Origin of the sequence: Sphingomonas sp., from assembly GCF_017745215.1 — a bacterium.
Taxonomy (GTDB): domain Bacteria; phylum Pseudomonadota; class Alphaproteobacteria; order Sphingomonadales; family Sphingomonadaceae; genus Sphingomonas.
In genome coordinates this window covers 206,373-226,435 of sequence record NZ_JAGHZV010000003.1, presented here as the reverse complement: position 1 = coordinate 226,435, position 20,063 = coordinate 206,373, and the positions used below count along the sequence as shown (strand labels likewise).

Here is a 20,063-nt window from a genome sequence, read left to right as displayed (position 1 = left end):
GACCGGGGAGGAACGATGCGCAACGCTGCCCTTGGGCTGCTGGCCCTGCTTGCCTGTGCGACGTCGCCCGCCGCCGCGCAGGTGCCGGAGAACGGCGGGCGGTACAACGCGCGTTTCCTCCAGGGCGGCGTCGGCATCGAGCGTGACCTCAGGGATGCCGATGCGCTGGTCCGCGCAGGGGCGGCCTGTTCGATCTCCAGCTGGGTCTGGCCTGATTCGGTGCGGGACGGACATGCGATGCTCATCGCGATCGACGATCCGACCACGCCCAATTGCTGCGCGTGATGAGCCTCGACAATCGCCAGCTCCATGCGAAATCGACCGGGCTCGATGCGCTCGCCAACCGCGCGACGGCGCTCGCCGCGGTGCCGCTCGAGACGATCTTCGCCAAGGATCCGATGGTGCGGGTGTCGCGGCGCCTCACCGACGGCACGGGCGCGCTCGTCTCGGACAATTTCTACTGGCGCGGCGGGACGCTCGCCGACTACCGTGCGCTGGATGGCCTGCCCAAGGTCGCGATAACCCTGGCCGCCAGCGAAGTGGCGGTCGCCGGCGGCCAGGAAAGGGTGGTGCGCGTGGAATTGGCGAACCGGAGTCCGACGCCCGCGCTCAACGTCAAGCTCATGCTGGTGAACGGCAGCGGCGTGCGAATCTTGCCGGCTTTTTATTCGGACAATGATGTCACGCTGCTCCCCGGCGAGACGCGGACGATCGAGGTCCGCTATCCGGCTTCGGCGAGGGAAGCGCATTTCGAGCTCGATGGCTGGAACGTCGCACCATGAGCTTGGTCGCCGGCCTCGCGCTGCTCGCCGCCATGCCGCAGGTGGCGGTGACCGGCGGCACCGTCGCGGGGAGCGAAGCGGCCGGCGGCGGCGCGGTGATCTTCCGCGGCATCCCCTATGCCGGATCGCCGGCGGGAGCGAACCGCTGGCGCGCGCCGCGGCCGGTGGCGGCGTGGAAGGGTGTTCGCAAGGACGATCCCAATGCGCCCGCCTGCCCGCAGAACGACGCCGGCTGGAACCATGATTCCGCCGCCACCGCGAGCGAGGACTGCCTGACGCTCGACGTGCGCACGCCGGGGCTCGCGGGCAAGCGGCCGGTGATGGTGTGGATCCATGGCGGCAGCAACTTCGCCGGATCGGCGCGCGGCACGGTGCAGTCGCGAATCACCGATCAGGGCGTGGTGCTCGTCGCGGTCCAGTATCGGCTCGGCATGCTCGGCTGGCTGGCGCCGCGCGGCGCCGCGGCCGAGGCGGATGGGCACGCCGGCAACTACGGCCTGATGGACCAGATCGCGGCGCTGCGCTGGATCAGGGCAAACATCGCGAGGTTCGGGGGCGATCCCGCGGCGGTGACGGTCTTCGGCGAATCCGCAGGGAGCCAGGACGTGTCGCTGTTGCTCGCCGCACCCGCCGCGCGCGGGCTGTTCGCGCGGGCGATCATGGAGAGCGGCACGCCGGGCTTCGGCATGCCGCCGCGATCGCTCGCCTCGGCGTTCGCGCTCGGCGACCAGGCGGCGGCGCTGCTCGGCGGGTCGCTCGCCGAGATGCGGCGGCGGCCGGTTGCCGAGCTGCTCGCCGCAGACAGGAAGCTGCGCGATCCGAGCTCGATCGGCGACGATTTCCGCTGGCTGCGCAGCCTGGTCGACGGCGCAGCGCTCCCGAAGGCGCCCCGCGACCTGCTCGCGTCCGCGCCGCGCCGGCCGGTGATCATCGGCTCGAACCGGGCCGAGTTCGGGCCCAAGGCGGGTGAGGTGGATTGGGAGAAGGACCTGCCGCGGGCCTTCGGTGCGCAAGCGGCGGTCGCGCGCGACTTCTACCGGACGAGCGACGAGCGGCTCGGCATCCCCGAGATGCAATATTGGACCGACTGGATCTTCCGCTGCCCCAGCGGCCGGCTCGCCGATCTGCTGTCGTCGCGCGGCGCGCCGGTGTGGCGCTACGAGTTCGACCTCGCGCGGGGCGGGGGCATGACCTCGCACAATGCCGAGCTCGCCTATGTCTTCGATCGCCTGCGCTTCGGCGATCCGGCGGTATCGCTGCAGGACTATTGGATCAACTTCGTGCGCACCGGCGATCCCAACGGCGCGGGCCTGCCCGGCTGGCCGCGCTACGATGCCGCGGCGAAGCGACACATCTTGTTCGACAAGCGCGGCGTGACGCAGGACGCCAGGCTGCGCACCACCATCTGCACCTATCTGGAGGCGCTATGACTCGTTTCGCTCGCCGTTCGCTGCTGATCGCGGGGCTCGCCGCCCCGCTCGCCGCCGCCGCCCAGACGGTACCCGCGCCCAAGGAGGAGACGTGGGAGGAGAAATGGAACCGGATGCTCCGCGAGGACTGGCCGGGGCTGGGCCGCTATGCCGAGGCGAACGAGGCGCTGATCGCGAGCGGGCAGAAGGTCGACGTCGTCTTCATGGGCGATTCGATCACCGAGGGCTGGCCGCAGAAGCGCCCGGGCTTCTTCACCCCGGGCCGGATCGGCCGCGGGATCGGCGGCGAGACGACGCCGCAGATGGTGTTGCGGATGATGGCCGACGTCGTCCATCTCAAGCCGCGCCTCGTCCACATCATGGCGGCGACCAACGACATCGCGGGCAACACCGGCAAGATCACGCTCGACCAGAGCTTCGACAATTTCCGGATGATGGTCACGCTGGCGAAGGCGAACGGCATCCATGTGCTGCTCGCCTCGACCCCGCCGGCGGACCATTTCCCCTGGCGCCCCGGGCTCGAGACGGTCGCGCCGATCCGCGCGATCAACGCCTGGCTGAAGGGCCATGCAAAGGAGGCTGGCTGCACCTGGGTGGACTATACGCCGGTGCTCGCCACGCCCGAGGGCGCGATGAAGCCGGGCCTGGCGTCGGATGGCGTCCATCCCACCGAAGCGGGCTATGACGCGATGGCGAGCGTGCTCGGCCCGATCCTCGCGGCGCATAAGGCGTGAAGTCGGCATGAGGCTGCTCCTCGGCGCGCTCGCGCTGCTGCTGCTTTCCTTCCCTGCCGCGGCGGACCCGCTCAAGGTCGTCTCGCCCGACGGGACCAACAGCGTGACGATCGGCGCCAACGCCTCGGGCAACCCGCTCTACAGCGTCGCGCGGAACGGCACGACGGTGATCGCGCCGTCGCCGATCCTCCTCGACCTCGACGACTACACGCTCGGCTGGAACATGGCCGTCACCGGATCGGAGACCGCGAGCGCCGACACGCACTATGCGATCGTCGCCGGCAAGGCCGCCGAGGGGCGCGACCAGTACAACCAGCTCACCGTCCACTATCAGGAGAAGGCCGGCGCGAAGCGGCGGATGGACGTGCTCGTGCGCGCCTATGACAGCGGGGTCGCCTTCCGCACGGTGATCCCGATCCAGCCGACGACGGCCGCGGCGGTGGTCCGCTACGACCGCACGGGCTTCTATTTCCCGAGCGACTTCGCCCAGTCGTGGAAATGCTGGGGGTTCAACGTCGGCAAGTTCGGCTCGAGCCACGAGGGCGAGTTCGATCCCGTCGACATCACGCGGCTACGCGATCACAATCTCTTCGACCTGCCCTTCGTCTGCGACACGGGCAAGGCCGCCTTCGCGCTCGCCGAGGCCGATCTGCTCGACTTCGCGGGCATGTATCTGACCGGCCGCGGCGATGGCGGGCCGGGGTTGCAGCTGAAGCTCTCGCCCTCGCTCGACGACTTCCGCATCGCGGTGCACACGCGGATCGGCAGCCCGATCGTCACGCCGTGGCGCGTGGTGATGCTGGGGGACAAGCCCGGCAGCCTCATCGATTCGACGCTGATCACCGATCTCTCCACCCCGAGCCGCGTCGAGGACACGAGCTGGATCAAGCCCGGCCTCACCAGCTGGGACTGGTGGAACGGGCCGGTGATCTCGAAATACCCCGGCAAGCGCACCAGCACCGAAGTCGCCGAGGCGCTGATCGACTTCTCCGCCGGGAACGGCCTGCCCTATGCGATGATCGACGAGGGCTGGTATGCTGGCGCAGGCGGGGGCGGGGTGCGCCGCCCGGGAGTCGACATCACCCGCTGGAACGATCCGATCGATATCGAGAAAGTCGCTGCCTATGCGGCGTCCAAGGGGGTGAAGCTCTGGCTCTGGGCGCATTGGCTCGCGATCGACGACCAGATGGAAGAGGCGCTGACGCTTTACGAGAAGCTCGGCATCGCGGGCATCAAGGTCGACTTCATGGACCGCGACGACCAGTGGATGGTGAACTGGTATACCAAGCTGCTCGCCGCCGCGGCACGCCATAAGATCATGGTCGACCTCCACGGCGCCTATCCGCCGCGTGGCCTCGCGCGGACCTATCCGAACCTCGTCACCCAGGAAGGCGTGATGGGCGCCGAGTACAACAAGTGGAGCCGGCGGGTGACCGCCACGCACAACGTCATGCTGGCCTATACCCGCGGGCTGCTCGGCGCGATGGACTATACGCCGGGCGGCTTCCGCAACCGCACGCCTGCGGATTTCCAGATCCGCAACGACCTGCCCTTCGTCCAGACGACGCGCGCGCAGGGGCTGGCGATGTACGTGGTGTTCTTCAGTCCGCTGGGGAGCGTCGCGGACAGCCCGGATATCTATGCCGAGAGCCCGGCGGGGTTCGAGTTCGTCAAGGCGATCCCCGCGAGCTGGGACGAGACGCGCTGGATCGGCGGCGAGATCGGCGAATCGGTCGCAGTGGCGCGGCGCAAGGGGAAGACCTGGTACGTCGGCGCGATGAACACCGAGAGCCCGCGCAGCCTGGCGTTGCCGCTGGGGTTCCTGGGCAAGGGCAGGTTCGAGGCGACGCTCTGGGCAGACGGCGACAAGGCCGATGCGGTGGTGAAGACCGTGCGGACCGTGGCGGCGGGGGACACGGTCACGGTGCAGATGGCCGGGTCGGGTGGGGCTGCGATGGTGATCCGACCGGTGAAATGATATTCTCTCAGCCGTCATCCCGGCGAAAGCCGGGACCCAGGGTTATAGAGGAAGTCGCTCGCGGCCCTGGGTCCCGGCTTTCGCCGGGATGACGATTGAAGATTACTGCCCGAACCCCGCCTCGCCCGCCTGGGCGATCGCCTCGCGCGCCGCCGCGAGCAAGGCCCGCGCCTTGGCCTCGCATTCGCGCTGCTCATAGGCCGCGTCCGAATCCGCGACGATGCCGGCGCCCGCCTGGACGTGCATCACGCCGTCCTTCACCAGCGCGGTCCTGAGCACGATGCACGAATCCATCGATCCGTCGGGCGAGAAATAGCCCACGCCGCCGGCATAGGGCCCGCGCGTCTCGGCCTCCAATTCGGCAATGATCTCGCACGCGCGGACCTTGGGGGCGCCGCTCACCGTGCCCGCCGGGAAGCCCGCGAACAGCGCGTCGAGCGAGTCCGCGCCGGGCCGCAGCCGGCCGACAACATTCGAGACGATGTGCATCACATGGCTGTAGAATTCGATCGTGTAGCTGTCGGTCACGCGCACGCTGCCCGCTTCCGCGACGCGGCCGACGTCGTTGCGGCCGAGGTCGAGCAGCATGAGATGCTCGGCGCATTCCTTGGGATCGGCGAGCAGCGAGGCGCGGTTGGCTTCGTCCTCCGCCGCGGTCTTGCCGCGCGGGCGGGTGCCGGCGATCGGGCGGATGGTGACTTCGCCGTCGCGCGCCCGGACGAGAATCTCGGGGCTCGAGCCGCTGAGCGAGAAGCCCGGCAGGTCGAGGTGATAGAGGAAGGGCGAGGGGTTGACCCGCCTGAGCGCGCGATAGAGCTCGAACGGCGGCAGCGTGAAGGGCGCGGTGAAGCGCTGGGCGAGCACGACCTGGAAGATGTCGCCGGCGCCGATGTATTCCTTCGCCGCGGCGACCATCTCGGCATAGCGGCCCTCCGGGAGCACCGGCTGGAGGTCGATCTGGACCGGCTCGGCGCGTACCGGCGCGGGCAGCGTCGCGGTGGCGAGCCGCGCGGCGACCGCATCGATCCGCTCGGAGGCGAGCTCGACGTCCCCGCCCGGCCACACCGGCGAGACGAGGAACAGCGTGTCGGCCAGCCGGTCGAAGATCAGCACCACCGTGGGGCGGACGAAGATCATGTCGGGCACGCCGATCGGATTGGGCACGGCGCGCGGCAGCTTCTCGACCAGCCCGATCGTCTCATAGCCGAAATAGCCGACGAGACAGGCGAGCGCGCGCGGCAGCTCGGCGGGCACCGCCATCCGGCAGCTCGCGACCAGCGACCGGAACGCCGCGAGCGTCGGCTCCGGGCAGGGAGCGAAGGCCTCGCGGTCGGTCAGCCAGTGCGGATTGACTTCGGCCGCCTCGCCGGTCGCGCGGAAGACGAGGTCCGGCGCCAGCCCGATCAGGCTGTGCCGCCCGCGCACCGATCCGCCCTCGACCGATTCGAGCAGGAAGTCGCCGCGCCCCGGCTCGATCAGCTTGAGCGCAGCGGCGACCGGCGTCTCGGTGTCCGCGACCATGCGCCGCCAGAGCAGCGCCGGCCGGCCATCGGCGAGCGCCGCCCGCGCGGCATCGGCGCCCTCGATCATCGCGATCAGCGCGCGGCGTCGCGCTGCAGCGCGGCCTTGAGCGCGGCGATCGCCTTTTCGTTGCGCACGATCTTGAGGTCGCGGCGGATCGCATCGCCCAGCTCGGCGAGCTGCTCGTTGCCCGACAGCTGGAGCAGGCGGGCGCGGACCTGGCCCATCAGCTCCTGGTTGCCCTTGGCGTCATGCTCCTCGACGCCTTCGGTGTAGATCACCAGATAACCGCTGCCGCTCTCGTTGGGCAGCGCTGCCGCCTTCTTGAGCGGAACCTGGAGCGAGGCGATCGTCTCGGGCGTCGGCTTCCCGCTCTTGCCGATCTCCCCGACGACATAGTCGAAGCCCTTCATTCCCGCCGGCGGCACGCCAGCATCGGCAAAGGCCTTTTCGAAGGCGACGCCTGCGTTGAGCTTGGCGACGATCTCCTTCGCCTTGGCCTGCGCGCGCTTCATGCCCGCGTCGATGCGGATCGCCTTGATCACGTCCTCGCGGACGTCGGCGACCGGCTTGGGCTTGGCTACGATCACGCGATCGGGAATCGCCACTGCGAAGCTGCCGTCCTCGGCGGTCGGCACCACCTTGGGATCGTCGCCCGGCTGGCTGGTGAAGCCGGCGCGGATGATCGCGGCCATCGCCGGATCGGGCTTCGCGGCGGGATCGGCGGGGTTGGTGCCGTCGGCCGCGACCGGGCCCAGCGTCTGCGCGGTCAGCTTGAGCTGGCCGAGCAGCTGGTTGAAGTTCGAGCCGTCGCCGATCGCATCATCGGCAGCCTGGCGGAGATTGACGAGCGTGGTGGTCGTCTTCTTCTCGGTCAGCTCCTTGACGAGGTCGTCATGCGCGTCGGCGAGCGACTTGGCTGCGACATTCTCCACCTTCTCGATCTTGAGCACCGCCCAGCCGAAGGGCGTGCGCACGGGACCCACGACGTCGCCCTGCTTGGCGGCGAAGGCCGCGTCGGCCACCGCAGCGGTGGACTGTTTGGCGAGGTCGGGCTTCTCGACGGCTTCGAAATTACCGGCCTCGAGGCCGAGCGATTTGGCCTCGTCGGCGATCGCCTTGCCGCCTTTCACTTCGCCGAAGATGCGGTTCGCCGTCGCCTGGTCGGAGAGCACGAGCTGGCGGACGGTTCGCTTGTCCTTGGCAGCGAAGCGGTCCGCCGCCTTCTTATAGGCGTCGGCGACCTCGGCATCGGTCGGCGCCGACTTGGCCTTGATCGCGTCGAACGTCGCGGCGGCGTAGCGGATCACGCGCTGCTCGGGGACCATGTAGGTCGCCTTGTGCGCGTTGTACCAGGCGGCGATCGCCTTGTCGTCGGGCGTGGTCGCGGTGTCGATCACCGTCGGCACCACCGCCGCCTTGCCGAAGCGGCGGACCAGCTGGAGGCCGGCATAGGAGGCGACGAGATTGTCGGGAACCGCGCCCTTGCCGAGCAGCGGCATCAGCATCCAGTCCTGGTAGATGCTGTCGGAGATGTCCGAACGGACCTGCTGCGCGGTGAAGCGCTGGCGGCGGAGGAACTCGTCGAACGCCTTCTGGTCGAACTTGCCGTCCGGGCCCTGGAAGGAGGGGATCGAGGTGATCTGCGAATCGATGAGCCGCTTGCTCACCTCCATCCCGTTCTTCTCCTGGAACGCCACCGTCGCGCGCGCCGAGATGAGCTGCTGCAGCGCCGCCTCGAAACCGCCCTGCGCCAGGAATTCGTTCATGCTGAACGCCTGGCCGCGCTGCTGCATCCCGCGCTGGATCAGGTCGATCTGCTGGCGCACGTCGCTCTCGGTGATCTCCTTGTCGCCGACCTTGGCGAGCACGACCCGGCCGCCGGCGCCTGCGCCGATCGTATCCAGGCCCGGGACGCCGGGCGTAAGCATGAACGCGACCGCGATGATGCCGAGCACCACGAACACGGTGATCAGGCCGATGGGCGACTTGATGAAGTTGCGGAAGAAGCTGAGCATGGATCCCGATCGATCTGAGAATGTCGCGGTGCTTTAGGGCGCCGAGACGCAGCCTTCAAGCTTGTGCTCGCCTTCCGGATCGCTATCCGCGGGGCGAGGCAGGGAGGAAGATATGCGTCGCAAGCTGGTCGCCGGCAATTGGAAGATGTTCGGGCTGAACGCGGACCTGCCCCAGGTCGAGGCGATCGCCGCGGCCGCAGCGGCCAATCCGGGCGTCGACGTCGCGCTCTGCCTGCCGTTCACGCTGATCGAGAAGGCCGCGAAGGTCGCGGGCGCGCTGCCCATCGGCGCGCAGGACGTGCACGAGGCGGACAAGGGGGCGCACACCGGCTGCATCGCGGCGCCGATGCTGGTGGAAGCGGGCGCGAGCCTGGTGATCGTCGGCCACAGCGAGCGCCGCTCGGACCAGCATGAGACCAGCCACGACGCCTGGGCCAAGGCCGCGGCGGCGCGGCGGCACGGGCTCAAGGTGATCCTCTGCTGCGGCGAGACCGACGCCGAGCGCGACGCGGGCCGTGCCGAGCGTATCGTCCAGTCGCAGATCGAGAAGTCGCTCCCCGACGGCGCGGGCGGCGACTGGCTGACGCTCGCCTATGAGCCGCGCTGGGCGATCGGCACGGGCAAGACCCCGACCCCCGACGAGATCGGCTCGATCCACGCGATCGCGCGCGCCAAGCTGCGCACGATGGTGGGCGATGCGGCGGACGGCATCAGCATCCTCTACGGCGGCTCGGTGACCGGCGCGAACGCCGCCGCGATCCTCGCGACCGACAATGTCGACGGCGCGCTGGTCGGCGGCGCGAGCCTGACCGCGGAGAAGTTCGTGCCGATCATCGAAGCCGCGGCCTCGGTTTAGGCAAGGGTCTGGCAAACAACGATTTAGGGGAGGGCGACTAGCTCTCGGACGCCTTTCGGGGCAGCGTCAGCCAGGCTGCGGCGCCCGATACCCAGGCCATCGCCGCGCCGACCAGCGCCGCCACATGGAAGGTCGCGACCAGCGCCGCGCCGGCCGAGGCGATCACCGCGCCGGTCACTGCGGTCGCGATCAGTCCGCCGGTGCGCGCGATCGCGCTGTTGAAGCCCGAGGCAGTGCCGGTGTGCCTCGAATCGACCGAGGCGAGCACCGCGGTGGTGAGCGGCGCCGCAGTCGCGGCCATGCCGAGCGAGATCACCAGCATCGCGGGCAGCGTACTCGTCCAATAGCTCGCCTGCGGCTCGATCCGCACCATCAGCGCGAAGCCGATCCCGGTCACCACCGGTCCGAAGGTCAGCGGCAGCCGCGCGCCGAGCCGGCCCGCAAGCCGCCCCATGAAGCGCGAGGCGAGGCTCACCGCGAGCGGGAAGGGCAGCAGCGCGAATCCCGCGTTCAGCGCCGAATAGCCGCCCGCCTCGATCAGCACGAAGGGGAGCAGCACCAGCAGCCCGCCGAGCGCGCCGTAGACGAGGAAGGTGAGCAGGCTCAGCCCCGCGAAGGCGCGGCTGCCGAACAGCGCGAGCGGCATCATCGCATGGTCGCCGAGGTGCTTCTGGTGGAGCACGAACCCCGCGGTCAGCGCGATGCCGAGCGCGAGCGACACGCCCGCCGCCATGCTGAACCCGTGCATGCTCGACCAGATCGTCAGCCCCCAGGCGATCTCGCCCAGCGCCAGCGTCGCGAGCACGCCGCCCAGCCAGTCGAGCTTCTCGCCGCGCTCGCTGCTCTCGGGCGCGTAGCGCAGCGCGAGCAGGATCGCGAAGGCGGCAACGGGCACGTTGACGTAGAAGATCGAGCGCCAGCCGACGGTGTCGACCAGCCAGCCGCCGATCGGCGGGCCCACCGCGCCGGCGATCGCGCTGGTCGCCGCCCAGGTGCCGATCGCGCGCCCGCGCGCCTCGCCTTCGAAGCTGCTGCCGAGGATCGCGAGGCTGTTGGGCAGCACGATCGCCGCGCCGACGCCCTGCACCGCGCGCGCCGTGAGCAGCAGCGCCAGCCCCGGCGCGAGCGCGCAGGCGACCGAGGCGAGCGCGAACACCAGCACCCCGCCGACGAGCAGCTTGCGTCGTCCGAAATGGTCCCCCGCCGCGCCGCCGAGCAGCAGCAGCGCCGACAGCGGGAGGAGATAGGCGTTGACCGTCCATTGCAGGTCGGCGGCGGTCGCGTGGAGGTCGGTGCCGATCGCGGGGAGCGCGACATTGGTCACCGAACCGTCGATGAAGGCAAGGCTCGACGAAAGGATGCAGGCGACGAGCACCCAGGTCGGGTGCGCAGCCTTGCCGCCGGGTCCGGCCTGGGCCTGGGCCGAATCGCAGGAGGGCGGCGTGGTGCTCACGCCCTCCCGATTAAGCCACCTGCGCCATGATCGCCAGCGGGCGTCCCTCGGGATCGGCGAAGAAGGCCATCCACTCCTCGGTGCCGTCGTCGTGGAGGTGAATCATGTGCGGCGCCTGGCTGAACGCGACGCCGCGCGCCGAGAGCCGGGCATGCGCGGCGCGGATGTCGGCGACGCGGAAATAGAGGATCGATTCGGGCGGCGGATCGTCGCTGGCCGGGGCACTCTGGGAGAGGAACAGCCGCGTGCCGCCGCAATCGAAGAAGGCGAGGGTACCGAAGGAATAGAGGTGAGGCAAACCCAGCACCTCGCCATACCAATGCCGGGCCGCTTCGATGTCGCGGACGTGGCGCGAGATCTGGCCGATCGGGCCCAGGGTGACGGGTTGGTCCATGTCGATCTCCGTGGCGAACAGGCGGCTGTCGCGCCGGACGCCGTCCCAGCGGCGCAGCTCGGCGCGGCTCGCGAACCCCAGCTTCGCGAGCGCGTTGGCGATATGGTATTTGACCGCGTCGACGCCGATCGAATGGCGCCGGGCGATCTGGGGATTGGTGAGGCCGTGACGGACGGACTCGACCACGCGCCACTCGGCCGGGGTCAGCTGGTCGGGATGAGGCGGGCGACCGCGCGGCATGAGCGGGGTATTAGCGCGGCTAGGGGGGAATTTCCCTACCCGGCGAACAGGGTGCCAAACGTCCATCCTTGAATCGTCATCCCGGCTTTCGCCGGAATGACGGCTAGGTGGCGGCGTAGGCCTTGTGCTCCTTCACCGTCCATCTGGCGACGCGCTCGATCGCGTCGGCGAGCCAGCGGTGGCCGCGGCGATGCTTCAGGTCGGCGCGGACAGCGGCTTGCGCTTCCGCCTCGCAGGCATGGATCGAAGCGAGGTCGGTGCCCATCGCGCGGACCAGCTTCCCCGCCAGCGCGCGACCGATCTCGGCGAAGGTGAGCTTGCGGCTGTTGGGCGCGAGCCTCCGCACCACGAAGCGCGCGCCGTAACGGCAGGAGAAGTCGGGCGAACGATGGCGGCCGCGCAGCATCGTATCGGCGAGGCCGGGCTCGCGGCCGGCCTGCCAGCACGACGGCAGCATCGCCTTGACTTCGATCGCCAGCGGCCCGCCGCGATGCTCGCACCAGGCGACGAAGCGCCCGCGGCCGAGGCTGCCCGCACCCGCCTCGCGCTTCGAGAAGACCGGCTCCAGCCCAGGCTCGGGCAGCGCCGCGACCAGCGCGTCGCGCAGCTCGGGCGGGACGACCCTCGCCGGCTCGGCCTGCTGGAGCTCGGCCCAGAAGCCTTCGCGCTGGGCGTCGTTCGCCGCGAAGGCGTCGCGCAGCCAGAGATGGTCGCGCTCGAGCACCCAGGGCCCAGGCGCCGCCGCGCCTTCGCGATAGCCGTCGAGGATCGCATCGGCGATCGCATCCGCCTTCCAGTCGGGCACCGCGAGCGAGATGCTGGCGCCGAGCCGCACCAGGTCGAGCGGCCACGGCAGCCGCGCCGCTTCGTCGAAGTCGTTGACGCCCCACACCAGCCGCGCGCCGGCATCGCGCCACAGCCCGAAATTGCCGGCGTGCGCATCGCCGACCGAGGGCGCGCGTGGCGCATCCATCAGCTCGGGGCAGATCAGCGGCGCGGCCTCCGCCCAGCGCCAGCAGGTCGCGCGCAGGAACAGGAAGGGATGCTCGCGCATCCTTTTGTGCTTGCGCTCGAGCCCCTCGGCGTCGAACCGGTCGCCCAGCTCGGCGCGCATCCGGGACTCATAGGCAGCGATCGAGTCGGCGAGCTCGGACAGGCCGGGCTCGCCGGCGCTCATCCGGCGTAGCGGTCCTTGAGCATCTTCCACACGGCGCGGAGACCTGCCGCCTCGCCGCCCTTGGGGCGGCCCGGCTTGGCGCTGCCGTTCCAGCAGAAGATGTCGAGATGGGCCCATTGCGCGCCCTCGGGCACGAAGCGCTTGAGGAACAGCGCAGCGGTCAGCGCGCCGCCCCAGGGGCCCTCGGCGGCGTTGACCATGTCGGCGACGTCGGACTTCAGCTGGTCCTCGTACGGCGCGTAGAGCGGCAGGCGCCACATCGGATCGGCCTCGGTCTCGGCCGCGGCGAGCAGGTCGGCGGCGAGCGTGTCGTCGTTGGCGAACAGCGCCTGGAGATCGGTGCCCAGCGCCACGCGGGCGGCGCCGGTGAGCGTCGCGAAGTCGATCACCAGCTCAGGCGATTCCTCGGCCGCCTTGGTGAGCGCGTCACCGAGGATCAACCGGCCCTCGGCGTCGGTGTTCGAATTCTCGACGGTCACGCCCTTGCGCGAGACCATCACGTCGCCCGGGCGCGTCGCTTCGCCCGAGATCGAATTCTCGACCGTGGGGACGAGCATGTGGAGCCGCACCGGCAGGCGCGCGCCCATGATCAGCTCGGCGAGCGCAAGCGCATGCGCCGCGCCGCCCATGTCCTTCTTCATCAGCCGCATGCCCGCGGCGGGCTTGATGTCGAGCCCGCCCGAATCGAAGCACACGCCCTTGCCGACGATCGCGACCTTGGGATGCGCGGGGTTGCCCCAGTGGATCTCGACGAGGCGCGGCTCGCGGCCCTTGCCCGCGGCCTTGCCGACCGCCCAGAGCATGCCATAGCCCTTCTCGATGTCGGCGCCCTTGACCACGCTGAACTCGGCGCCGTGCGCCTTGGCGATCTCGGCGCCCGCAGCCTCGACGTCGCCGGGGCCGAAGTCGTTGGCGCCGAGGTTCACCCAGTCGCGGATCTTGCAGGCGGCGGTGGCGAGGCGGACGGTCTCGTCCAGCCGCGCGGGATCGGAACTGAGCAGCACGCGCGGACCCTGGCCCTTGTCGTCCTTGCGATAGCGGTCGAACCTGTACTGCGCGGTGAGCCAGCCGTAGAGCGCCTGGCCGGGCTCCGCGCCGGTCACGCGATAGCTGCCTTCGGGCAGGCTCTCGGCGAGCTTGGCGAGGCACCAGGGCGAGAGCTTGGCGGCATTGGCGGCGACCGTCACCACCGACCAGTCCTCGGGCGCGTCGCCGGGGAGGATCGCGCTCGAATAGGCGGTGGGTGCGAGCTTCTGCGCGGCGGCGGCGGCACGGTGGCGCGGCGGACTCGCGGCGAGCCAGGCGTCGTAGCTGGCGGCATCGATGACGTGGATGGTGCGCGCGGCCTGGCCGCGATCGGGCTGAATCAGCTGGGAGAAGTCGGGCATGCGGGTGATCTAGGCGTGCAGGTCGCAATTCGCCAGCATGAAGAAGCGATTTGTGTGATCGGGAGAGAGAGGGAGGATGCCCGCACCTCAACCGCAACGCCCCGCGAAGCATGTCCCGAGCTGATGAAAATCCGAAGCTAGCGGACGATGATCTTCACGATCCCGAAGGGTCGCAACGTTTGTTCGTACCAGTGGCAGAGCAACGATCCTTCGTAGACGTTTTTCTGATCGGTGATGGTGCCATCGGCGGTGCATTTGACCCGGGTACCGCGTTTGTTGCTCCAGTAAGTCTGATCATAGCCGAAATCGAAATGAATGGCTTGATCGGTGAGCGTACCCTCATAGGCATAGGAAGTTTCAGCTCCGGTATCGAAAACGGCAGTAAAGTTGGAACCCGAACAGTTCTTCATCTGGATGTCGAGATTGCTCTCAACCTGATTGAAGGCTCCGTCAGCATTCGAACTGCGCGAGAAGATCAGGACGACCCTTGAGTAGGGAGTACAGGATCGGTCTGCCGCCTGACCGTTTCCGGGCACGATTTTCGGGGGAGTCGGTGTCGGAGAGGGTGACGGTGTGGGCGCGGGAGTGGGGGTAGGTGTCGAAGAAGCCGACGTGGCTGGCGTGTCCTGAACCTCACCCATCGCGTTTCGATCGTGGTCGTTTGCCGGTGCTCGACTCTCGTTATCGGGCGGCGAGGCGATATTGGAGGATGATTCCGGCTGCGTTGCGGGCGCATCGCTCCCCCAACCAATGCTGTGGAAGAACCGCGTTATGGGTCCCTGAAAAATCGGAACGGCAAGCGCCGCAAAAACGACGCCGATGACCGCGACGACAAGCGCGATAATCTCCCCCTTGCGCACCCTCCAGCCCCCTTTGCATGATCCGACTGGATATTACTACGCAGGTGCAGAGCAACAAGCGTTACTTGGGGAGCGTTTGCAGACGCATCGAAGATCAACCGCGTAATTGATCTCGAAGATCGTTCATGGCAACAAGAGTACGCACTAATTCGCGGGCATCACGATGAACTGCTCGAACTTGCCCGCGATGCCCGGCTCGGCATAGGTCACCGCGGTCAGCTTCCGCCCCGCATAGGTGATCGAATAGTTGCGGTTGACGAAGCCGCCGCGCAGCCGCGGGCCGCGCGTCGCGGTGAAGCTCTGCGGGTCGCCGAGCGCCGACAGGCTGTCGCGATAGTCGGCGGTCGCCGTCGCGTCGAAATAATAGTTGGCGTCCTCGGTGAGCAGGCTGCGGTCGAGCGTTCCGGCGCGGAGCTGGTCGAAGACCTTGCGCGCGAGCGCGTCGCGGACCTGGTCCTCGCTCTCGGCCACCGGTGGCGCCTGCACCGGGTAGAAGAGATCGATGATCCCGTCGGCGATCGTGCCCTGCGCGTCGCCGAAATCGGCGTTGACGATCGCCACCACCGCAAAGCGCTTGTCGCGCAGCACGATGTTGTCCGAGAGGAAGCCCACGGCCTCGCCGCCATGCTCGATCGCCGGAATGCCGTTCTCCGACGCGACCGCCACGCCCAGGCCGTAGCGCGTACCGTGGCCGTCGCTGAGCTTCACTTCGGTCTCCTGCGTCGCCCAGTCGGCGGGGGCGAGGATCGTGCGGTCGATGCGCGCGATGTCCCATTTGGCGAGGTCGCTCGCGCTCATCGCCAGCTCGCCCGCCGCCCAGAGCCAGCCGTTCGCCGCCGGCGTGGCCGGGCGCACCGGGCCAAGCGCGAAGCGGTGCGTCGGCTGGGGATAGCCCTTGCCGATCGCGAGGTCCTGGTCGACCGGCTTCATGCCGAGCGGCTTGAACACCTTTTTCTCGAGATACTTCAGCAGCGTCGTGCCCGACGCCTTCTCGACGATCATCCCCGCGACGACATAGCCGGTGTTCGAATATTGCCACTGGGTGCCGGGCTCGAAGTCGAGCGGCTTCTTCGCCCAGCGGTCGACGATGCCCTGCGGCGTCGTCGGCTTTTCCATCGCGACGAAGCTGTAATCCTGCGGCCAGTAATCCTGCAGGCCGGCGGTGTGGCTGAGCAGCTGGCGGACACTGATCTCGTCGCCGCGGGTGATGCCCGGGATCCACTTCGAGACCTTGTCGTCGAGGCTGAGCTTGCCTTCCTGGGCGAGCATCAGGATCGCCGCGGCGGTGAACTGCTTCGAGATCGAGGCGATCGGATATTTGGCGTCGGCGCTCGCCGGGCCGGCGACGCCCGGGCCCTGGTCGCCATAGGCCCTGGCGAAGACGATCTTGCCGTCGCGCACGATCGCGACCGAGGCCGAGGGCACGCCGGTGCTGGCCAGCGCATCGGCGACGATCTTGTCGACTTGCCCGCTCTCGTCGGGCGTGAGCGGCTGGGCGAGCGCGGGCGTGGCGACGAGCGCGGGCGTGGCGACGAGCGCGAGCAGCGCGACGAGCAGGGGGCGGAGGATCATCCGCGTGTCATAGCCGCCCGTGTCGGGCGATCAAGCGATCGGCGCGCCGTAGAGATCGTGCTCGTCGGCGTCCTCGATCGTCACCCGGACGATGTCGCCGGGGGCATAATGCCCCGCGTCGCGCAGGAAGACCTGGCCGTCGATCTCGGGCGCGTCGGCCTTGGAACGACCCGTCGCGCCGCCGTCGGGATCGACGTCGTCGACGATCACGTCGAGCACGCGGCCGACCTTGGCCTGGAGCTTGGCCGCGCTGATCGCCGCGGTCTTCGCCATCACCCGGGCGTAGCGCTCCTCCTTGACGTCCTCGGGCACCGGATCGGGCAGCGCGTTCGCCGAAGCACCTTCGACCGGCTCGAAGCGGAAGGCGCCGACGCGGTCGAGCTGCGCTTCCTCGAGCCATTCGAGGAGATATTCGAAGTCCGCGTCGGTCTCGCCGGGGAAGCCGACGACGAAGGTCGAGCGGATCGCGATGTCGGGGCAGATCGCGCGCCACTCGCGCAGCCGCTCGAGCACCTTGGCTTCGTTGGCGGGGCGGCGCATCCGGCGGAGCACGCTCGGCGCGGCATGCTGGAAGGGGATGTCGAGATAGGGGAGCACCAGCCCCTCGGCCATCAGCGGGATGACCTGGTCGACATGGGGGTAGGGGTAGACATAGTGGAGGCGGACCCACGCCCCCAACTGGCCCAGCTCGCGCGCGAGGTCGGTCATGTGGGGGACGACTTCGTGCCCCTTCCACTGCCGCGGCTCCTTGCGGATGTCGACCCCGTACGCCGAGGTGTCCTGGCTGATGACCAGCAGCTCCTTGGTCCCCGCCTCGACCAGCTTCTCGGCCTCGCGCAGGATCGCGTCGGGGCGGCGGCTGACGAGGTCGCCGCGCAGGCTCGGGATGATGCAGAAGGCGCAGCGGTGGTTGCAGCCCTCCGAGATCTTCAGATAGCTGTAGTGCCTGGGCGTGAGCTTGAGCCCGCTCTCGGGCACCAGGTTCAGGAAGGCGTTGGGCGGCATCGGCGCCGCATCGTGCACCGCGCCGACGACCTGCTCATATTGGTGCGCGCCCGTCACCGCGAGGACATTGGGGAAGCGCTCGCGGATCAGCTCGGCTTCCTTGCCCATGCAGCCGGTGACGATCACCCGGCCGTTCTCGGCGATCGCTTCGCCGATCGCCTCGAGGCTCTCTTCCTTGGCGCTGTCGAGGAAGCCGCAGGTGTTGACCAGCACCACATCGGCGCCGGCATAGTCCGGCGACATGGCATAGCCTTCCGAGCGCAGCTTGGTGAGGATGCGCTCGGAGTCGACGAGGTTCTTGGGACAGCCCAAGGACACCATGCCCACGCGGGGCGGTTCGGGAAGCTTCGTTGCCATGATCGGCGCGCGACATAGGCCTTTGTGCAGAAATTGCCAGCCGGGGCCGCTACGGGGTATCGTTCGCCGCCCGAAACGGGACGCGCTTCATGGCGATTGGGGAGAGGGGAAATGCAGATCCATTGGCTGGCCGTGCTCGTCGCATCGGTGGCTGGGTTCTTGGTGGGCGGCCTGTGGTACGGGCCGATCTTCGGCAAGGCGTGGATGAAGGAGCGCGGCTTCACGCCCGAGAGCGCGAAGCAGGGCGCGAACCTGCCGCTCACCTTCGGGCTGACCTTCCTGCTCAACCTCTTCTCGGCGCTCGCGCTCGACCATCTGTTCAACAGCTATGACGCGCCGATGGATTTCCACCATTCGATGATCATCGTCGCGCTCGTCGCGATCGGCTTCGTGATCCCCGCGTTCGGGGTAAACTATCTCTTCTCGCGGATGAGCCGGGCGCTGTTCCTGATCGACGCGGGCTATTGGCTGGCGATCTACCTCACGATCGGCGCGGTGTTCGGCGTGCTGCGCTGATCGGAAGCGTTCTATCGCCACGCCGATAACCGTCACCTGAACGCGTTTCAGCATCCAACCATCCTCTGGGCCGTATCGCTCTTGGAGAATTGGATGCTGAAACAGGGGCGTGTCATCAATTGTGTGCTTTCGAAGGTTGCGAGGGAGGGATGCGCGCGCCCTTAAGTCGTCATCCCGGCGAAAGCCGGGACCCAGGGTTACGGAGGACATCGCTCGCGGCCCTGGCTCCCGGCTTTCGCCGGGATGACGGTCGAGGGGCGCGCAAATCCATCTCGCAATTGATGACACGCCCAAGTTCAGAGTGACAACGTCATTTAGTCTCAGTGGATTATCCCGCCGGCGCGCGGAAGACGAACCAGGCGCCGGCGGCGATCAGCGCGAAGCCGATGGCGTGGTTCCAGCTGAGCTTCTGCCCGAGATAGAGGATCGAGAAGCCCGCAAAGACGGTCAGCGTGATCACTTCCTGGATCGCCTTGAGCTGCGCGGCCGAATAGACGTTGCTCCCCCAACGGTTGGCGGGCACCGCGAGGCAATATTCGATCAGCGCGATCCCCCAGCTGGTGAGGATCACGAACGCCAAGGGGGCCTGCTTGTACTTGAGGTGGCCGTACCAGGCGACGGTCATGAACAGGTTCGAGCCGATCAGCAGCAGGATCGGCAGCAAGCGCTCCATCATCTGGCCATCACCGCCGCGCCAGCCGCTGCTCGGGATCGACCGGCGTCCGGCCCTGGCGCATCTCGAAATGGACCTCGGGCCGGTCGGCGAAGCCCGAATTGCCCGAGAGCGCGATCGCCTGGCCCTTCTTCACCGATTGTCCGCGCTGGACGAGTAGCTGGCCGGCGTGGCCGTAGACCGTCGTCCAGCCGTCGCCGTGGCGCAGGATCACCAGCCCGCCCAGCGCGGCGATGTCGCTGCCGGCATAGGCCACGACGCCGTCTGCCGAGGCGAGCACCGGCGTGCCCATCGGCACCGCGATCTTGATCCCGTCGTTGCGTTCTCCGGATGCGCCGGGCCCGAAATGCTTGATCACCGATCCGCGCACCGGCCAGGCGAAGCCGCTGTTCAACCTCGCCGGCACCGCCACCGCAGCGGTCGCGGGCAGGGGCTTGCGCGGCGAGGGGCTGGGCTTCACCGGCGCGGCGCCCGCGGCGAGCGCGGGCTGGCCGCCGGTCACGATGTCGTCGACGTCGAGATCGAGGTGGAAGCGCGCGGCGCGCTGCTCGATCGTCTCGTTCTCGGGGATCAGCAGCCGCATGCCCGCGCGCAGGACATAGGGCTCGTCGAGGTCGTTCGCGGCGATCAGCTTCGACCAGTCGGTGCGATAGGCCTGGGCGATCGCGATTCCCGTCTCGCCTTCGCGGACGAGGTGGTAGCGCCCGCCGGGGATGACCAAAGTCTGGCCCGGCTGGAGCGTATAGGGTGCGTTGAGATCGTTGGCGCGCGCGATCGCCTCGGAGCCTGCGCCCGTGCGCACCGCGATCAGCCGCAGCGTGTCGCCGCTGCGCACCGTATAACGCGTCGGCGCGACGCGCTGGGCGTCGGGCGTGACCGTGCGGAGCTTCCAAACCGGCGGCGCCGGGTTGGTGATGCGCACGTCATAGCCCGGATCGGCGGTCGGATCGGGTACGGACTGGCCCGACTCGACGGGCTCGCGCGGCGCCTCGGCGGCATAGCTCACGGGCTGCGGCGGCAGCTCGCTCGAATAGCCGGGCCCGGCGGTCTGCGGGATGCAGCCGCACAACAAGAACAGCGCGCTCAGCGCCATGAATCCTCGCATCTTG

18 protein-coding genes are annotated in these 20,063 nt (G+C 68.8%); 7 read left to right on the top strand and 11 right to left on the bottom strand.

The window, feature by feature from the left end; genetic code table 11:
- The first annotated feature begins 15 nt into the window (after positions 1-15).
- The 5 genes from J7495_RS05000 to J7495_RS04980 are packed head-to-tail and all read left to right on the top strand — an operon-like array spanning position 16 to position 4,924.
- Positions 16-285, top strand: coding sequence for a hypothetical protein (locus J7495_RS05000; RefSeq protein WP_294054984.1), 270 nt, complete (start codon positions 16-18; stop codon positions 283-285).
- The gene (locus J7495_RS04995; protein WP_294054982.1) at positions 285-782 is read left to right on the top strand and encodes a glycoside hydrolase family 2 protein; all 498 of its coding nucleotides are present in this window, start codon (positions 285-287) and stop codon (positions 780-782) included. Before J7495_RS05000 ends, J7495_RS04995 begins: the two co-directional genes overlap by 1 nt.
- Positions 779-2,212, top strand: a complete 1,434-nt coding sequence (locus J7495_RS04990) for a carboxylesterase family protein (protein ID WP_294054980.1) — start codon at positions 779-781, stop codon at positions 2,210-2,212. Before J7495_RS04995 ends, J7495_RS04990 begins: the two co-directional genes overlap by 4 nt.
- The gene (locus tag J7495_RS04985) at positions 2,209-2,946 is read left to right on the top strand and encodes a GDSL-type esterase/lipase family protein (RefSeq protein WP_294054978.1); all 738 of its coding nucleotides are present in this window, start codon (positions 2,209-2,211) and stop codon (positions 2,944-2,946) included. Before J7495_RS04990 ends, J7495_RS04985 begins: the two co-directional genes overlap by 4 nt.
- A 7-nt stretch (positions 2,947-2,953) precedes the next feature.
- Positions 2,954-4,924, top strand: coding sequence for a glycoside hydrolase family 97 protein (locus tag J7495_RS04980; protein ID WP_294054976.1), 1,971 nt, complete (start codon positions 2,954-2,956; stop codon positions 4,922-4,924).
- Between the two features lie 102 nt (positions 4,925-5,026).
- Here the strand turns inward: J7495_RS04980 and trpE are convergent, their stop codons facing one another.
- A complete protein-coding gene (gene trpE, locus J7495_RS04975) occupies positions 5,027-6,514 on the bottom strand; it encodes an anthranilate synthase component I (RefSeq protein ID WP_294054975.1) in 1,488 nt (495 codons plus the stop codon).
- 5 nt (positions 6,515-6,519) lie between these two features.
- Positions 6,520-8,463, bottom strand: a complete 1,944-nt coding sequence (locus J7495_RS04970; protein ID WP_294054974.1) for a peptidylprolyl isomerase — start codon at positions 8,461-8,463, stop codon at positions 6,520-6,522.
- A 112-nt stretch (positions 8,464-8,575) separates the two neighbouring features.
- On the opposite strand from J7495_RS04970, the gene tpiA reads away from it, so the two are divergent.
- A complete protein-coding gene (gene tpiA / locus J7495_RS04965) occupies positions 8,576-9,319 on the top strand; it encodes a triose-phosphate isomerase (RefSeq protein WP_294054973.1) in 744 nt (247 codons plus the stop codon).
- A 37-nt stretch (positions 9,320-9,356) separates the two neighbouring features.
- Here the strand turns inward: tpiA and J7495_RS04960 are convergent, their stop codons facing one another.
- The 7 genes from J7495_RS04960 to rimO all read right to left on the bottom strand — a co-directional run bounded on the left by J7495_RS04960 (position 9,357) and on the right by rimO (position 17,765).
- Positions 9,357-10,772: an MFS transporter gene (locus J7495_RS04960; RefSeq protein ID WP_294054972.1), complete on the bottom strand. Its 1,416-nt coding sequence runs from the start codon at positions 10,770-10,772 to the stop codon at positions 9,357-9,359.
- Positions 10,773-10,782: 10 nt separating this feature from the next.
- On the bottom strand, positions 10,783-11,406 hold the full coding sequence (locus J7495_RS04955) for a VOC family protein (protein WP_294054971.1): 624 nt from the start codon (positions 11,404-11,406) through the stop codon (positions 10,783-10,785).
- 103 nt (positions 11,407-11,509) lie between these two features.
- A complete protein-coding gene (locus J7495_RS04950; protein WP_294054970.1) occupies positions 11,510-12,583 on the bottom strand; it encodes a DUF2252 family protein in 1,074 nt (357 codons plus the stop codon).
- On the bottom strand, positions 12,580-13,971 hold the full coding sequence (locus tag J7495_RS04945; RefSeq protein ID WP_294054969.1) for a M17 family metallopeptidase: 1,392 nt from the start codon (positions 13,969-13,971) through the stop codon (positions 12,580-12,582). Before J7495_RS04945 ends, J7495_RS04950 begins: the two co-directional genes overlap by 4 nt.
- 137 nt (positions 13,972-14,108) lie before the next feature.
- Entirely contained in the window at positions 14,109-14,831 is a 723-nt protein-coding gene (locus J7495_RS04940; RefSeq protein WP_294054968.1) for a hypothetical protein, read from the bottom strand.
- A gap of 144 nt (positions 14,832-14,975) precedes the next feature.
- On the bottom strand, positions 14,976-16,403 hold the full coding sequence (locus tag J7495_RS04935; protein ID WP_294054967.1) for a serine hydrolase domain-containing protein: 1,428 nt from the start codon (positions 16,401-16,403) through the stop codon (positions 14,976-14,978).
- Positions 16,404-16,433: 30 nt separating this feature from the next.
- Positions 16,434-17,765 (bottom strand): 30S ribosomal protein S12 methylthiotransferase RimO, encoded by a 1,332-nt coding sequence (rimO, locus tag J7495_RS04930; protein ID WP_294054966.1) that lies wholly within the window; start codon positions 17,763-17,765, stop codon positions 16,434-16,436.
- Positions 17,766-17,876: 111 nt separating this feature from the next.
- Here rimO and J7495_RS04925 point away from each other — a divergent pair, with 111 nt between their 5' ends.
- Positions 17,877-18,281, top strand: a complete 405-nt coding sequence (locus J7495_RS04925; protein ID WP_294054965.1) for a DUF1761 domain-containing protein — start codon at positions 17,877-17,879, stop codon at positions 18,279-18,281.
- 328 nt (positions 18,282-18,609) lie between these two features.
- On the opposite strand, the gene J7495_RS04920 is transcribed toward J7495_RS04925, so the two are convergent.
- Both J7495_RS04920 and J7495_RS04915 read right to left on the bottom strand, forming a co-directional pair.
- Entirely contained in the window at positions 18,610-18,957 is a 348-nt protein-coding gene (locus J7495_RS04920; protein ID WP_294054964.1) for a DMT family protein, read from the bottom strand.
- Positions 18,958-18,964: 7 nt separating this feature from the next.
- Complete coding sequence (locus tag J7495_RS04915; RefSeq protein ID WP_294054963.1) at positions 18,965-20,059, bottom strand: M23 family metallopeptidase; 1,095 nt, start codon at positions 20,057-20,059, stop codon at positions 18,965-18,967.
- Between the last annotated feature and the right edge of the window lie 4 nt (positions 20,060-20,063).

Excerpts from the sequence above, each read along its gene's own strand:
- J7495_RS05000 (WP_294054984.1), top strand. The coding sequence starts at position 16 with ATGCGCAACGCTGCCCTTGGGCTGCTGGCCCTGCTTGCCTGTGCGACG.
- J7495_RS04995 (WP_294054982.1), top strand. The coding sequence starts at position 285 with ATGAGCCTCGACAATCGCCAGCTCCATGCGAAATCGACCGGGCTCGAT.
- J7495_RS04990 (WP_294054980.1), top strand. The coding sequence starts at position 779 with ATGAGCTTGGTCGCCGGCCTCGCGCTGCTCGCCGCCATGCCGCAGGTG.
- J7495_RS04985 (WP_294054978.1), top strand. The coding sequence starts at position 2,209 with ATGACTCGTTTCGCTCGCCGTTCGCTGCTGATCGCGGGGCTCGCCGCC.
- J7495_RS04980 (WP_294054976.1), top strand. The coding sequence starts at position 2,954 with ATGAGGCTGCTCCTCGGCGCGCTCGCGCTGCTGCTGCTTTCCTTCCCT.
- trpE (WP_294054975.1), bottom strand. The coding sequence starts at position 6,514 with ATGATCGAGGGCGCCGATGCCGCGCGGGCGGCGCTCGCCGATGGCCGG.
- J7495_RS04970 (WP_294054974.1), bottom strand. The coding sequence starts at position 8,463 with ATGCTCAGCTTCTTCCGCAACTTCATCAAGTCGCCCATCGGCCTGATC.
- tpiA (WP_294054973.1), top strand. The coding sequence starts at position 8,576 with ATGCGTCGCAAGCTGGTCGCCGGCAATTGGAAGATGTTCGGGCTGAAC.
- J7495_RS04955 (WP_294054971.1), bottom strand. The coding sequence starts at position 11,406 with ATGCCGCGCGGTCGCCCGCCTCATCCCGACCAGCTGACCCCGGCCGAG.
- J7495_RS04950 (WP_294054970.1), bottom strand. The coding sequence starts at position 12,583 with ATGAGCGCCGGCGAGCCCGGCCTGTCCGAGCTCGCCGACTCGATCGCT.
- J7495_RS04945 (WP_294054969.1), bottom strand. The coding sequence starts at position 13,971 with ATGCCCGACTTCTCCCAGCTGATTCAGCCCGATCGCGGCCAGGCCGCG.
- J7495_RS04935 (WP_294054967.1), bottom strand. The coding sequence starts at position 16,403 with ATGATCCTCCGCCCCCTGCTCGTCGCGCTGCTCGCGCTCGTCGCCACG.
- rimO (WP_294054966.1), bottom strand. The coding sequence starts at position 17,765 with ATGGCAACGAAGCTTCCCGAACCGCCCCGCGTGGGCATGGTGTCCTTG.
- J7495_RS04925 (WP_294054965.1), top strand. The coding sequence starts at position 17,877 with ATGCAGATCCATTGGCTGGCCGTGCTCGTCGCATCGGTGGCTGGGTTC.
- J7495_RS04920 (WP_294054964.1), bottom strand. The coding sequence starts at position 18,957 with ATGATGGAGCGCTTGCTGCCGATCCTGCTGCTGATCGGCTCGAACCTG.
- J7495_RS04915 (WP_294054963.1), bottom strand. The coding sequence starts at position 20,059 with ATGCGAGGATTCATGGCGCTGAGCGCGCTGTTCTTGTTGTGCGGCTGC.